General features: G+C 70.0%; 15 protein-coding genes. 4 read left to right on the top strand and 11 right to left on the bottom strand.

Going from position 1 to position 13,885, the window contains the following annotated elements; genetic code table 11:
* Window positions 1–3: 3 nt before the first annotated feature.
* From EV192_RS36145 to EV192_RS55060, 3 genes are all read right to left on the bottom strand, one after another.
* Window positions 4–345: an ArsR/SmtB family transcription factor gene (locus EV192_RS36145; protein ID WP_132123122.1), complete on the bottom strand. Its 342-nt coding sequence runs from the start codon at window positions 343–345 to the stop codon at window positions 4–6.
* Window positions 346–447: 102 nt separating this feature from the next.
* Window positions 448–1,050 carry a response regulator transcription factor gene (locus EV192_RS36140; RefSeq protein ID WP_207926435.1) on the bottom strand — a complete coding sequence of 201 codons (603 nt, stop codon included), beginning with the start codon at window positions 1,048–1,050 and terminating at the stop codon, window positions 448–450.
* Entirely contained in the window at window positions 1,047–1,718 is a 672-nt protein-coding gene (locus EV192_RS55060; protein WP_132123120.1) for a sensor histidine kinase, read from the bottom strand. The genes EV192_RS36140 and EV192_RS55060 overlap by 4 nt, the downstream gene beginning before the upstream one ends.
* Before the next feature lie 196 nt (window positions 1,719–1,914).
* Here EV192_RS55060 and EV192_RS36130 point away from each other — a divergent pair, with 196 nt between their 5' ends.
* Both EV192_RS36130 and secY read left to right on the top strand, forming a co-directional pair.
* On the top strand, window positions 1,915–3,120 hold the full coding sequence (locus EV192_RS36130) for a glycosyltransferase (RefSeq protein WP_132123119.1): 1,206 nt from the start codon (window positions 1,915–1,917) through the stop codon (window positions 3,118–3,120).
* 144 nt (window positions 3,121–3,264) lie between these two features.
* Entirely contained in the window at window positions 3,265–4,569 is a 1,305-nt protein-coding gene (secY, locus tag EV192_RS36125; protein ID WP_132123380.1) for a preprotein translocase subunit SecY, read from the top strand.
* A 46-nt stretch (window positions 4,570–4,615) separates the two neighbouring features.
* On the opposite strand, the gene EV192_RS36120 is transcribed toward secY, so the two are convergent.
* Complete coding sequence (locus tag EV192_RS36120) at window positions 4,616–5,212, bottom strand: TetR/AcrR family transcriptional regulator (protein ID WP_132123118.1); 597 nt, start codon at window positions 5,210–5,212, stop codon at window positions 4,616–4,618.
* A 93-nt stretch (window positions 5,213–5,305) separates the two neighbouring features.
* Between EV192_RS36120 and EV192_RS36115 the strand changes: the two genes are divergently transcribed.
* Complete coding sequence (locus tag EV192_RS36115) at window positions 5,306–6,142, top strand: alpha/beta fold hydrolase (RefSeq protein WP_165960812.1); 837 nt, start codon at window positions 5,306–5,308, stop codon at window positions 6,140–6,142.
* Here the strand turns inward: EV192_RS36115 and EV192_RS36110 are convergent.
* Together EV192_RS36110 and EV192_RS36105 are read right to left on the bottom strand one after the other, a co-directional pair.
* Window positions 6,132–7,241 (bottom strand): mandelate racemase/muconate lactonizing enzyme family protein, encoded by a 1,110-nt coding sequence (locus EV192_RS36110; protein ID WP_132123116.1) that lies wholly within the window; start codon window positions 7,239–7,241, stop codon window positions 6,132–6,134. The genes EV192_RS36115 and EV192_RS36110 overlap by 11 nt on opposite strands.
* Complete coding sequence (locus tag EV192_RS36105) at window positions 7,238–7,984, bottom strand: creatininase family protein (protein WP_207926433.1); 747 nt, start codon at window positions 7,982–7,984, stop codon at window positions 7,238–7,240. The genes EV192_RS36110 and EV192_RS36105 overlap by 4 nt, the downstream gene beginning before the upstream one ends.
* A gap of 118 nt (window positions 7,985–8,102) precedes the next feature.
* Between EV192_RS36105 and EV192_RS36100 the strand changes: the two genes are divergently transcribed.
* Window positions 8,103–8,954, top strand: a complete 852-nt coding sequence (locus EV192_RS36100) for an ROK family protein (protein ID WP_243727300.1) — start codon at window positions 8,103–8,105, stop codon at window positions 8,952–8,954.
* Between the two features lie 2 nt (window positions 8,955–8,956).
* Here EV192_RS36100 and EV192_RS36095 read toward each other — a convergent pair whose 3' ends face one another.
* From EV192_RS36095 to EV192_RS36075, 5 genes are read right to left on the bottom strand one after another with little or no spacing between them, the layout of a single operon-like run.
* On the bottom strand, window positions 8,957–9,757 hold the full coding sequence (locus EV192_RS36095; RefSeq protein WP_132123113.1) for an ATP-binding cassette domain-containing protein: 801 nt from the start codon (window positions 9,755–9,757) through the stop codon (window positions 8,957–8,959).
* Window positions 9,754–10,542: an ATP-binding cassette domain-containing protein gene (locus EV192_RS36090; protein WP_132123112.1), complete on the bottom strand. Its 789-nt coding sequence runs from the start codon at window positions 10,540–10,542 to the stop codon at window positions 9,754–9,756. The genes EV192_RS36095 and EV192_RS36090 overlap by 4 nt, the downstream gene beginning before the upstream one ends.
* Window positions 10,539–11,381 (bottom strand): ABC transporter permease, encoded by an 843-nt coding sequence (locus EV192_RS36085; RefSeq protein WP_132123111.1) that lies wholly within the window; start codon window positions 11,379–11,381, stop codon window positions 10,539–10,541. Before EV192_RS36085 ends, EV192_RS36090 begins: the two co-directional genes overlap by 4 nt.
* Window positions 11,381–12,346, bottom strand: coding sequence for an ABC transporter permease (locus EV192_RS36080; protein WP_132123110.1), 966 nt, complete (start codon window positions 12,344–12,346; stop codon window positions 11,381–11,383). The genes EV192_RS36085 and EV192_RS36080 overlap by 1 nt, the downstream gene beginning before the upstream one ends.
* Entirely contained in the window at window positions 12,343–13,866 is a 1,524-nt protein-coding gene (locus tag EV192_RS36075) for an ABC transporter substrate-binding protein (RefSeq protein ID WP_132123379.1), read from the bottom strand. Before EV192_RS36075 ends, EV192_RS36080 begins: the two co-directional genes overlap by 4 nt.
* Between the last annotated feature and the right edge of the window lie 19 nt (window positions 13,867–13,885).

Genomic DNA, 13,885 nt, shown 5'->3' with positions numbered 1-13,885 from the left:
CAGCTAGTCCTCCTGCCTTGCCTGCTTGAGGTCCTGCACGTACGCGTCCAGCCGGGCGAAGCTCTCGTTCCAGAACCGCTCGAACCCGCCGGTCCACTCGTGCACCGGCCGCAGCCCGCGGGCGTCAAGGCCGTACACGCGCTGCTTGCCTGCCCTGCGGTCGCGCACCAGCCCGACCTCCCGCAGCACCCGCAGGTGTTTGGACGCCCCCGGCTGGGTCATCCCCAACTCCTGGGCCAACTCGGTCACCGGCCGCTCACCCGCCCGCAGCAGCACCAGGATCTCCCGGCGCTGCGGCTCGGCGATCGCGTTGAAGACGTCCGACGTCGTCGCTGCTCGTGCCATGACGGTGATCATATACCCATATCGGCATGCGTCAAGCCGGGCGGAATCAGGCGACCAGTTGGCCGTCGCGTTCGGACGCGGTCCAGGATGGACAGGCCGTTGTCAGATCCAGCCTTCGGACCAGGCGAGCCGGGCCGCTTCGTGGCGGGTGCGGGCGCCGAGCTTGGTCATGGCCGAGGACAGGTAGTTGCGGACGGTGCCTGGGGCCAGGCCGACCGTGCCGGCGATCGTCAGGATGGGATCGCCCGTGCGGGCCTGGCGGAGGACGTCCAGCTCTCGCGCGGTCAACGGGCACGCGCCCTCGGTGAGCGCGTTCGCGGCGATGTCCGGGTCGACGTACCGGCCTCCACTGTGGACATCGCGGAGGATGTCGGCGAGCCGGGCGGCCGGGGTGGTCTTGGGGACGAATCCCCGGACGCCGGCGGCCAGGGCGCGTTTCAGGATCCCCGGCCGGGCGTGTCGGGTGACCAGCACGATCGGCACGTCGAGGTGGGCCTTGATGGCCACGGCGGCCTGGATGCCGTCCAGGCCGGGCATTTCCAGGTCCAGCAACACGATGTCGGGCCGGTGCCGGACCGCGGCGGCCACCGCGGCGTGGCCGTCGCCGGCCTGGGCGACCACGGCCAGGTCGGGTTGCAGGTCGAGCAGCGCGGCGAGGGCGTCGCCGATCAGGCGCTCGTCGTCGGCCAGCACGATCCGGATCACGCCGGCCGCACGGTCCCGACCAGTTCGAACTGGTCGCCGGCCAGGACACCGGCCCGAACCTGACCGCCCAGGGCGCCGAACCGCTCGCGCAGTCCGGCGACTCCGGTGCCCTCGTCGCTTGCTGGGGGACGCACGCCGTCGTTGCGCATCCGTACCTCCACGGCCGGGCCGGCCATCGCCACGGTGATCGCGCATCGCGTGGCGTGGCTGTGCCGCAACACGTTCGTCGTCCCTTCCCGCACGAGTGCGCCGAACAACGGCTGCAACCGCTGCGGCACATCCAGATCGTCGCCGTCGATCTCGGTGTCGATGCCGGCCGCCCGCAGAACACCCACCGCGTTGGTCAACTCGATCCCCAGGCTCACCCGCCGGTACCCCTGCACCAACGCCCTGGTCTCGGCCAAGGCGTTGCGGGCCAGTTCGGCGATCTCCGCCGCGTGCGTGCGCGCGGCCTGGTCGTCACGGCCGATCAACTCCGCGACCAGCTCGCCCTTCAACGCGATCGCCTGCAGGCGGTGGCCCTGGATGTCATGCAGATCCGCGGCGAACCGGAGCCGTTCCTCGGCCACGGCCAGCGCCGCGTTGGTCGCCAACGCCCGTTCGGCCGTCAGCACGGCATGCCACAGCCGGACCAGAGCGAGCTCGACCAAACCTACGAACAGCACCATGCCCCGCTCCCACGGCTGCGTCCACACCTGAGACGTGTAACGCCGGTCCGGTGGCAACGGTTCCCCCGGGACGAAAAGGGCCCCACTCCTCTCCCCACTTCAACATATAGCGGACCCGGGGGCTTGCGGCAAGACCCCGGGCGTGCCGCAGAATGTCCCGGCCACAAGGCGTGACCTGGGGAAATGGAGATTCAGAGTGCGTGTGTTGTTGACGACATGGGGATCGCGCGGGGATGTCGAGCCGCTGGCCGCGTTGGCGGTGGCGGTGCGGGATCTGGGTGCGGAGGCGGTGGTGTGCGCGCCGCCGGACGAGGAATTCGTCAAGCTGCTGGCGCGGGCGGACGTGCCGCTGGTGCCGCTCGGCCCGTCGGTGCACTCGGTGGTCGCCGGGCCGAGGCCGCCGACCGGTCAGGACGCGTTCCAGCTCGCTCCCGCGCTGGTCGCCGCGCGGTTCGAGACGTTCGGCGAGGCGGCCAAGGGGTGTGACGTGCTGCTGGCGACCGGCCTGATGCCGGCCGGCGCCCGGGACGTGGCCGACAAACTGGGTATCCGTTACGTGCTCGCTTGCTTCCAACTGACCGGGCTGCCGTCACAGCATTTCCGTCCGGGCATGCGGCCGGGCACGCCGTCCTCGCCGGACGAGACCGACAAGCGGGTGTTGTGGCGGGAGGACGCCGAACGGGTGAACGCCCTGTACGGCCCGGCCCTCAACAAACACCGGGCGGCGATCGGCCTGCCGCCGGTGGACAACGTCCGCGACTACGTCTTCACCGACCAGCCGTGGCTGGCGGCGGACCCGACGCTGTGCCCGTCGGAAGGCATGACGGAGCTGGACCTGATCCAGACCGGGGCGTGGATCCTGCCCGACGACCGCCCGCTCCCGCCGGACCTGGCGGCGTTCCTGGACGCCGGTGAACCACCGGTGTACGTCGGATTCGGCAGCATCGCCTCGCACGTCTCGAAGGACATGGCCCAGGTGGCCGTCGGGGCGGTCCGCGCGCAGGGCCGCCGGGTCCTGCTCGCCAGCGGCTGGGCCGGCCTGACCCCGATCGACGACGCCGACGACTGCCTCGCCGTCGGCGAGGTCAACCAGCAGGCACTGTTCCGCAGGGTGGCCGCTGTCGTGCACCACGGCGGCGCGGGCACCACCACGACGACCGCCCGAGCCGGTGCGCCGCAGGTGATCGTGCCGCAGATCGCGGACCAGCCGTACTGGGCTTCCCGAGTGGCCGCGCTGGGGATCGGTGTGGCGCACGACGGCAAGACGCCGACGGCCGAGTCCCTGTCCGCCGCGCTCGCCAAGGCATTGGCCCCCGAGACCCGAGCGCGAGCCAGGGTCGTTGCCGGCACGATCCGGACCGACGGGGCCACAGTGGCCGCGAAGCTGCTCGTCGAGGCGTAACGGGGACGCCCGGGCTGGATCGCCACCACTGTGGACGATCCAGCCGGGCCCATGACATTGTCACCGACACCGTGTGACAACGCGCGGCCGACTGGTGACATCCATGACTACCGGCCGGCCGGCACGGTGATCAAGCTGTGGGACGTGCTCAGCGCCTTCCGTTCGGCCCTTGCGACACCGGATCTGCGCAAGAAGATCCTGTTCACCTTCGGAATCATTGTCGTGTACCGGATCGGCGCGTTGACGCCGTCGCCCGGAGTGTCCTATCGGACCGTGCAGAAGTGCGTCGACCAAGTCGAGACGCAGGGCATCTACTCCTTGCTGAACCTGCTCAGCGGGGGCGCGATCCTGCACCTTTCGGTGTTCGCGCTCGGCATCATGCCGTACATCACCGCGAGCATCATCGTCCAGCTGCTCACCGTGGTCATCCCGCGCTTCGAGCAGTTGAAGAAGGAGGGGCAGGCCGGTCAGGGCAAGCTGACCCAGTACACCCGGTATCTCACCATCGGGCTGGCCATCCTCGAAGGCACCAGCATGGTCGCGCTGGCCGACCGCGGGCAGCTGTTCCAGGACTGCCAGGACAAGATCATCCCGCACGACGGCGTGTTCGACCTTGCCGTCATCGTCGTCACGATGACCGCCGGCACCGCGGTCATCATGTGGCTCGGCGAGCTGATCACCGAGCGCGGTATCGGCAACGGTATGTCAGTGCTGATGTTCGTGAACATCGCCGCGCGCATTCCCGCTGAGGGCGCGAACATCTTCAACCGCCCGGACGGCGTCCTGGTGGGCGTCGTGGTCTGTGTGTTCGGGCTGGTGATCATCGCCAGTGTGGTCTTCATCGAGCAGGGCCAGCGCCGCATCCCGGTGCAGTACGCGAAACGCGTGATCGGCCGCCGGATGTACGGCGGCACGGCCACGTACCTGCCGCTGAAGGTGAACCAGGCCGGCGTCATCCCGGTGATCTTCGCGACGTCCCTGTTGTACCTGCCCGACCTGGTCTCCCGCCTGATCGGCACCGGCGACTCGTGGTGGCAGCGGTTCGTGTCCGGCTACCTGGTGAACCAGTCCAGCTGGGTGCACATCACCGTCTACTTCGTACTCATCATCTTCTTCGCGTACTTCTACGTCGCGATCTCGTTCAACGTGCACGAGCGCGCGGACGAGATGAAACGGTTCGGCGGGTTCGTCCCCGGCATCCGGCCCGGCCGGCCCACCGCGGAGTACCTGCGGCACATCCTCAACAGGATCACCCTGCCCGGCTCGCTGTACCTCGGGGTCGTCGCGATCCTGCCGAACTTCTTCCTCGGCGTCACCGGCTCCGGCCAGAACCAGAACTTCCCGTTCGGCGGCACGGCCGTGCTGATCATGGTCGGCGTCGGCCTGGACACGGTACGGCAGATCGAGAGCCAGCTGATGCAACGCAACTACGAAGGATTCCTCCGGTGACACGTGTCATCGCTGTCGGGCCTCGTGTGAGACGGCGGACTCCCGCTTAACCTGTGCCGCCGAACAGCCGGGTGAGCAGGGTGTCGACGGCCGCCCGGCCGTCCACCAGCGCCGCCTCCTGGTTGTCGGCCTGTGCGATCACCAGCGCGGCCTCGCTGACGGCGGCGAGCACCATGTGGGCGAGCGTCGTCACCTCGGCCTCGGCGACCCGGCCGCGAGCGGCGAGCGCCGCGATGCCCGCGCGCAGCCCGCCCAGCATGTGTTCTTCGTCCAGTTCGCGCCAGCGTTTCCAACCCACCACGGCCGGTGCGTCGAGCAGCAGGATGCGCTGGATCGCCGGATCGAGCGCGATCTGTAGCCAGGTCGCGCTGCCCGCGCGGAGCCCGCCGAGAGGATCGCGGGCGGTGCGTGCGGCACGGGCGGCGGCGTCGGCTATCTGGGCCACCTCACGGTCGAGTACGGCGTCGAACAGCTCTTCCTTGGTCGCGAAGTGGTGGTAGAGCGCGCCGCGCGCGACCCCGGCGGCGTCCAGCACCGCGCCCACGGAGGTGCCTTCGTACCCGCGCTCGCCGAACAGTTCGCGGGCGACGCGCACGAGGGTGTCGCGGGTCGCCTTGCCCTTCTCGACGCGGTTGTCCGGCATGCGGACAGTTTAGGGCGCGATGTTCACCGACCGACAGTCGGTCTGCTAGCGTGACCGACCGACAGTCGGTTTGTTTCTGGGGAGATGATCTACATGAGCGACAAGAGGACACCCGCCGTCCAGACGATCGAGGTCGACGGCCGCACGCTCGGCTACCGCGAACTCGGCTCGGGCCACCCCGTGCTGCTGCTGCACGGCTGGCCGACCTCGTCCTTCCTGTGGCGACGCGTGATGCCGCCGATCGCCCGCACCCACCGGGTGCTCGCGCTCGACCTGCCGGGGTTCGGCGCGTCCGACAAACCCGTCGACGGCCGCTACGACTTCGCGGACTTCGAGCGCGCGATCGACGCGTTTCTTGACCACCTGGGAATCGACCAGGTGGCGGTCGCCGGGCACGACCTCGGCGGCCCGATCGCCACGCACTGGGCGCTCACCCGGCCCGGCCGGGCAAGGGGCATCGCGCTGCTGAACACGTTGCTGTATCCCGAGTTCTCGCCGGCGGTCGTCGAGTTCGTGACCATGCTCCGCCGGCCCGACTCCCGGGAGAAGGCCACCAGCCCGGAGGGCCTGAGCGAGATCATGCGTCAGGGTGTCGCCGACCAGGCCAACCTGCCGGACGGTGTCCTCGCCGAAGTGGTGGCTCCCTTCGAGTCCCAGGACGCACGGCTCGCGCTGGCCCGTGCGGGCATCGGCCTGGCGCCGGCGGGCTTCGTCGAGATCGCTGCCCAGCTGCCGTCGCTGGACGTGCCGGTTCGCGTCGTCTACGGCGAACGGGACCGGGTGCTGCCCGACGTGGCCGAAACGTTCGCCCGGCTCCAGCGCGACCTGCCCGCCGCCCAGATCACCGGTTTGCCCGACTGCGGCCACTTCCTCCAAGAGGAGGACCCTGACACAGTCGGCACGCTGCTCGCCGAGTTCTTCAGCCGGTGAGGTCGCCGTCGCGGGCGTTGACCGCCGCGTAGTGGGCGAGTTTGTCCTCGTTCACGGTGACACCCAGGCCCGGCCCAGTGGGGACGCGGAGCCGGCCGCCAACGAGGGGCAGTGGATCGGTGATGTCGTCGCCGTGCAGGTAGTACATGCTGTCGATGGCGCGGGACAACACCGGGGTGCTCGCGACCACGGCCAGGTGCGCGGCGGTGGCGATGCCGAGTTCGCCGCCGCTGTGCAGGTTCATCCCGAGCCCGAACGTCTCGCAGTGCGCCGCGAGGGCCTTGGTCGCCGCGATACCGCCCCACTTGTAGACGTCCCCGTGCACGACGTCGACCGCGCCGAGCCGGACGGCGGGCGCGAAGTCCTCGAACCGGACCACACACATGTTGGTGCACAACGGTATCCGTACCTTTGCCCGCACCTGGCTCATCCCCTCGATGCCCGCGCACGGGTCCTCCAGGTACTCCAGGTCCAACTCTTCCAGCGCCAGCCCGGCCCGGATCGAGTCGGGTACGGACCAGGCCGCGTTCGGATCGACACGCAGCTCGACGTCCGGCAGCGCGGTTCGGATCTCCCGCAGGATCTCGACGTCGCCGCGGACGTCCGTGGTGCCCTTGAGCTTGACCGCGGTGAAACCGCCGTCCGCGACCACTTTCGCCGCGTACTCGGCCAGCCCCCGGGCGTCGGGCGCGTCGGCGCGGGTGATCAGGGCGGTGATCGGCACCTCGTCCCGGATTCGGCCGCCGAGCAGGTTGGTCACCGGCTGCCCGGTGATCCTGCCCATCAGGTCCCAGCACGCCACGTCCAGTCCGGCGAGGGCGGCGTACCCGAGGTAGCCGTGGAAGAACGGGACCATGTGATGCTTGCGGTGGAACGTCTCCAGCGCGAACGGGCTGGTCCCGACCAGCTCCATGGCCAGGCGCCGGGCGAGTTCGGCGACCGGACGGCCCCACATGGTCTCGCCCCAGCCCTCGGCGCCGTCGTCGGTACGCAGCCGGACGACTGTGCGGGTTTCCCCGGTCTTCGTCTCGAACGAGCTGGTGAACGGGTTGGTCAACGGCACGTTCACCACCCACACCTGGACGTCGGCGATCTTCATCGTTCTCCCTTGCCGTGGCTCTCGCGGGTCGCCTCGTCGAACGCGCGGATCGCGGCGACCAGGCCGTCGATCCGCGCCTCCAGCAGCCGTTGCCCGGTTTCGGCCGACGCGTCCGTCGGGTCGTCGGTGCCGCCGCCGGCTCTGGCCCACTCGCCGTGCCGTTCGACGGTCAGCCCGAGGTGTGGCGGCCGGTCGAACAGCGGGATCACCGGCGGGCGTGGCGTCGGTGAGCCGACCAACTCGGGATGGGCGGCGAGCATCAGCGACGTCTCGAACCAGCCCGCGTGCCCCGGTACGCCGGGCTCCGGGGGAGTGAGCGACCAGTACGAGCACGCCGCCAGCGCGACGTCGGCGCGCAGGGCGAACCGCTTGACGGCCAGCCGCATGACCTCGTCGTTGCCACCATGCCCGTTGACGATCAGAACTCGCCGGAAACCGCTCTGTGTCAACGAGTCGAGCACGTCCGTGAGCACCGCGAGCAACGTTTCGGCCGACAACGACACCGCGGCGGCGAACAGGTGGTGCGGGCTGTGGCCGAACGGCAGGCACGGCAGCCGGACGACCGACGGGTTCCCGTCCAGCCGCCGCAGCGCCGCGTCGGTGACGGTCTCGGCGAGCAGGGTGTCGGTGCCCATCGGCAGGTGCCCGGCGTGTTGTTCCTGCGAGCCGATCGGCAGCAGGGCGATTTCCGTCGCGCCGGCCGCACGCACCGCACGCCAGGTCATCGTGGCAAGATCGCGCACGGGCTCTCCCTTGTGGCATCGTGTTTCCATGAATGGCCGACGAAGACCTGCTTGCAGGGTCGAGCATCAGCACCGACCGGCGCTGCGGCTGGTTCCTGAGCCGGTCACCCTCGCGCCGGTGCTCGCTGCGGTCGAGCTGCTGCCAGGCAGGGTGCGGGCCGCGCTGCTGGATCTGTCCGGCACGGTCCTGCGCCGGGCCGAATCGGTCTTCGACCCGACCGCCCAGGACCGTACCGGGATCGACGCGGCGCTCACGGAGGTCACCCAAGGATGGCGCGACGCCGGTCCGGTCGGGGTCGGGGTCGCTGCCGTGGGCATCGTCGACGCGGACGTGGGTGTCGTGGTCGAAGTCAACGAAGTGCCGGCGCTGCGCGGCTATCCGCTCGCCGACACACTCGCCGGGCTCGTCCATGCCCCAGTGCACGTGGAGCATCGCGCCCGCCTGCAGGTCCTGGGCGACCGTTGGTTCGGTCCGGGACAGGGCCGCAGCACGTTCGCCTCGGTGTCGACCGGCGAGGTGCTGGGCGTCGGCATCCTGCACGACGGACGCGTGCTTGCCCCGCCCGGTGGCCGGAGCGGCGCGCACATGAAGGTCAGCGCCGGCGGCGAGGTGTGCACGTGCGGGGCCCTTGGCTGCTGGAAGACGATCGCGACCACGGCGTGGCTGCGGGCCGAGGCGCGGCGGCGCGGACTGACCGAAATGGACGGTGACATCATGGACGGCGAACTGCTGGACGACTATGCCGGCAACATCGCGCTCGGCTTGGTCAACATCCAACAGTTGTTCGCCCCCGGGCTGTTCGTGTTGCACGGCGAGGCGGCGGGGGAACGGTTCCGGACCCGGATCGAGGAGCGGCTGCGGGCGGATTCCCCGTCGGGCGCCGAACCACCGCGGGTACTGGTGAACGACAACCCGGTCGACGACATCGCGTTGCTCGGTGGAGCGGGCCTGGTGCTGTCCCGGCAATGACATCAGGCGCTCGCCCTTCGAAGCCGCGCTCGTCGCGGGTCAGGGTCGGGTACGGCGTCCAGCAGCGCCCGCGTGTACTCGTGAGCCGGTGTGGCGAACAGTTCCGCCGCGGGCGCGAGTTCCAGCAGCTTGCCCGAGCGCATCACGGCGACCCGGTCGGCGACCTGCTGCACCACCGCGAGGTTGTGCGACACGAACACATACGTCAGCCCGAGCCGGCTCTGGAGGTCGGCGAGCAGATCCAGCACCTGTGCCTGCACGGACACGTCGAGCGCGCTCGTCGGCTCGTCGAGGACGACCAGGCGCGGGTGGAGGGCCAGCGCGCGGGCGATCGAGATCCGTTGCCGTTGTCCGCCGGAGAACTCGTGCGGGTAACGGTCCTGCACATCCGGCCGCAGCCCGACGGCGTCCAGCAGTTCGCCGACCCGCTTGCGGATCGCCACACGGCCGCGTCGCCCGCGCAGCGCACGATCGTGGGTGACGAGGGGTTCGGCCACGATGTCGGTGACGCGCATCCGAGGGTTCATACTGGAGTACGGATCCTGCAGCACCACCTGCATCTCCCGGCGTACCCCGCGTAACTCGGCAGGCGGCAACGCGAACAGGTCCCGTCCGTCGAACAGGACCTGGCCCGAGGTGGGCTGCAGCAACCGCAGCAGCAGCCGGGTCAGCGTGGTCTTGCCGCTGCCCGATTCGCCGACCACGGCCAGGGTTTCGCCTTCCTCGACAGCGAGGCTGACGTCGTCCACCGCGACGAGGGACCCGTACTCCTTGCGTAGTCGGTGTAGCTCGACCAAGCTCATGCGCGCTCCAATCGGGGCGTCGCCCGCAGGAGTTCCCGGGTGTAGTCCTTTGCCGGCTGCTCGAACACGGACAGCACGTCGCCGCTCTCCACGACCTGGCCGTGCCGCACTACGACCACCCGGTCGGCCACTTCGGCGACGACGCCCAGGTCGTGCGTGATGAGCACGACTGCCATGCCGTGCCGTTGCCGAAGCTCCGCCAACAGGTTGAGGATCTGCGCCTGCACGGTCACGTCGAGCGCGGTCGTCGGCTCGTCCGCGATGAGCACCTGCGGCCGGCCGACGAGCGCCATCGCGATCATCACCCGCTGGCGCAGGCCGCCGGAGAGTTGGTGCGGGTAGTACCCGGCCCGCCGCTCGGCATCGTTGATCCCGGCCTCCCGTAGGGCGGGTATGACCGCGGCCCGTGCCTCCGCGCGCGAGGCGCCCCGGACGACCTCGGCGATCTGCGCGCCCACGCGTTTGAGCGGGTTCAGGCTCGTCATCGGGTCCTGGAAGATCATCGCGATGTCGTCGCCGCGCACCCGCCTAAGGTCCTTTTCGGACATTCGCAGCAGGTCCCGTCCGTCGAGCAGGATCCGTCCGCCGGGATACACGCACGGCGGGACCGGGTTGAGCCGCAGCACGGACAACGCGGTCGCGGTCTTCCCGCTGCCTGATTCACCCACCACGGCAAGGGTTTCGCCCGCCTCGACGTGCAGGCTCACGCCGTCCACAGCGGTGACCGTCCCGGTGTTCAACCGGAACTCGACGCGCAGGTCCTCGATTTCCAGCAGTGCGCTCATGACCGGTACGCCTTCGGGTCCGCGACGTCCCGCAGGACGTCGCCGGTGATGTTGACGGCCAGCGCGGTGATCGTCAACGCCAGCCCGGGAAAGACCGCGATCCACCACGACGTGCCGAGGTAGAGTTGGCCGTCGCTGAGCATCGCGCCCCACGTCACGGTCTGCTTCGGCACGCCGATGCCCAGGTAGCTCAGCGACGCCTCGGCCACGATCGCGGCGGCCACGTGCAGTGTGCCGATCGTGGCCAGCGGCGCCATCACGTTGGGCAGCAGGTGCCTGCGCATGATCGTCATGTCCCGTACCCCGATGGCCCGAGCCTCGGTGACGAACTCCCTGGTACGCAACGACAACACCTCGGACCGCACGACCCGGGCGTACGACACCCAGCCGGTGAAGCCCAACACCAGGATCACCAGCCACAGTCCCGAACCGAGGAACCCGACGATCGCCAGGGCCAGCAGGAAGGACGGGAACGCCAGCTGGATGTCGGCCAGCCGCATCAGGATCCGGTCGTACCAGCCGCCGAGGAACCCGGCCACCAGCCCGATCACCGCGCCCACCACACCCGCCAGCACCGCCGCGCTGGCGCCGACGAGCAGCGAGATCCGGGAGCCGTAGATCAACCGGGACAGGGTGTCCCGGCCGAGCTGGTCGGTGCCGAGCAAGTGGCCGCTGTCGCCACCGGACTCCCACGCAGGCGGCCGCAAGCGCGTCAGCAGGTCCTGGGCGTTCGGGTTGTACGGCGCGAGCAGTGGCGCGAACACGGCGACCAGCACCATCAGCGCCAGAACCGCGATGGCCACGACCGCGAGTTTGTTGCGCAGCACGGATTTGGTCATCACTTCACCCGCACTCTCGGGTCGAGCACCGTGTACGACAGGTCCACCAGCAGGTTCACCACGACGAACGTGGCGGCGAAAAGCAGCACCGCACCCTGCACGAGCGGGAAGTCACGGTTCTCGATCGCGTCGACGGTCAGCCGCCCGATGCCGGGCCAGGAGAACACCCGCTCGGTCAGGATCGCCCCGCCGAGCAGGCTGCCGACTTCGAGGCCGATCACCGTCACCACCGGCAGGGCGGCGTTGCGCAGCGCGTGCGAGACCACGATCCGGCCGGTGCCCAGCCCTTTCGCCCTGGCTGTGCGGATGTAGTCCGAGCCCAGCACGTCGATCAGCGACGAACGCAGCAGTCGAGCGATCACGGCAACCGAGTACACCGCCAGTGTGACGGCGGGCAGGATCAGGTGCGCGAAGCCGCCGTACCCGGACGCCGGCAGCCATTGCAGGCCGACGGCGAACACGAGGATGAGCAGAATCCCGACCCAGAAGGCCGGTGTGGACTGTCCGATTAGGACGCCTGTCATCACGCCGGTGTCCCCGGCCCGGCCCCGGCGCAACGCCGCGATCGTGCCCGCCGGGATGGCGATCACCAGCGCGACCACCATGGCCGCGACGGCGAGTTCGACCGTCGCCGGCACCCTGGCCAGCAGTACGTCGGTGACCGGCTGGTCGTAGACGAGCGAATTGCCGAAGTGCAGGCGCGGCAGTCCACCGAGGTAGTCGAGATACTGCGTGATCAATGGCCGGTCCAGGCCGAGGCTCGCGCGCAGGGTCGCCTCCTGCTGCGCGGTCGCGTCCGGCGGCAGGATCAGCTTCACCGGGTCGCCGGACAGGCGGACCAGGAAGAACGCCGCGGTCGCCACGAAGAACAACACCACGACCGCGGTGAGCACCTTGCTGACGACGGCTCGAAGCACGCCGGTGCCGGCGGGTGTCCGGGACAGGACGACGGTCGGGGCGGTCATGTCGGCACCGTCGCCGAGGCCATCGCCAGCGTGCCGACCACGCCGGGCCGCCACTGGGCCCGGGTGTTGACGGCGTAGATGTTGTCGATCTGGTAGAGGAACACGAACGGCGCTTCCTGTTTGAGCAGCTGCTGGAGCCGGGTGAACGCGCGTTGTCGTCCGTCGGGCGGGATGGTCAGCTCCTCGGCGTCGATGAGCTGGTCGGCCTCGGGACTCGTCCACCGGCTCTGCCGCCGGTCATGCCGGACGTTCGACTGCACGAGGCTCTGCCCGTCCAACGTCCAGCCGGTGCTCGCGGCGAGATAAATGGGCCCGAGCGCCTGCCGGTTGGTCGAGGTGAGCCGGCTGGTGAACGTGCCGGCGTCGAGCAGGTTCACCTTGGCCCGCACCCCCGCCTTGGCCAGCAGCCCGGAGATCGCCTCGGCCAGGTTGGCGTCGCCGCTCTGCGCGGTGAGGGTGGTGTCGAACCCGTCCGGGTGGCCGGCCTCGGCGAGCAGCCGCTTGGCGAGCCCGACATCGCGGGTGTACGGCGTGATGGCCGGGTCGAACCCGAACGACTCGCGCGGGATCATGGTCGCCAGCTCGCGGGCCTTGCCGTCGAGCACCGCCTTGATCAGCAGCGGCACGTCCACCGCGTGGTTGAGCGCCTGGCGGACGCGGACGTCCCGGAGCGGCCCGTCGGTGGTGTCCAACGACAGGTACGACGTGCGGATGCCGGGGTAGTTGCGGATGGCGACGCCGCGGTAGCCCTTGATCTGCAGTGCCGCGTCCGGTGTCAGGTTCGCGACGATGTCCACCTCGTCGCTCTGCAGGGACGCCAGCGCCGACGACGGGTCGGCCATCGGCAGGAACACCAGTTCCTGGTAGGCCGGGGCGCCGCGCCAGTAGCCGGGGTTGGCCCGCAGGCGCAGCCGGTGGTCGCGCTGGAAGTCGACGAACGTGAACGGCCCGGTGCCGACCGGCCTGCGGGCGAACTCGGCGTCGCCGACCTGCGTCAGGTAGCCCGGCGGCACGACGACGCCGCCGAACAGCGACACCTTCGCGGGGATGATCGGATCGGGCTGGCTGGTGTGCAGGTCGACGGTCAGCTCGTCGACCACGGTGGCGTTCGTGACGTACCGCAGCTCCACGATCGGCGACTTGGTCGCCGGGTTGAGCAGCCGGTTGACGCTGAAGGCGACGGCCCGCGCGTCGCACGGTTCGCCGTTGTGGAAGCGGACTCCGGGCCGCAGGTGGAAGCGCCACGTCAGCGGGTCCGGCGTGGCCCAGGACGTCGCCAGGCCGGGCGCGAGCTGGTTGTCCGGGCCGCGGGTGGTGAGCGTGTCGAACACGTTGATCAGGACGTTCATCGACGTGATGTCGCCCTGCTTCTGCGGATCCAACGTCTTCGGATCGGTGGACTGAGCAACCCGCAGCACGCTGCCGGTGCCGTCCGCCGACGCTCCAGCGCAGCCGGCCAGCGCCGCGGTCAGGGCGGGTAGGGCGAGCCCGGCCAGCCGCAGCACGTCGCGCCGGGGCATGTGGGTCACGGACGTCGGC

The sequence above is a fragment of the Actinocrispum wychmicini genome (genome assembly GCF_004345645.1).
Classification (GTDB): Bacteria; Actinomycetota; Actinomycetes; order Mycobacteriales; family Pseudonocardiaceae; genus Kibdelosporangium; species Kibdelosporangium wychmicini.
This window is presented reverse-complemented; position numbering and strand designations above follow the sequence as displayed.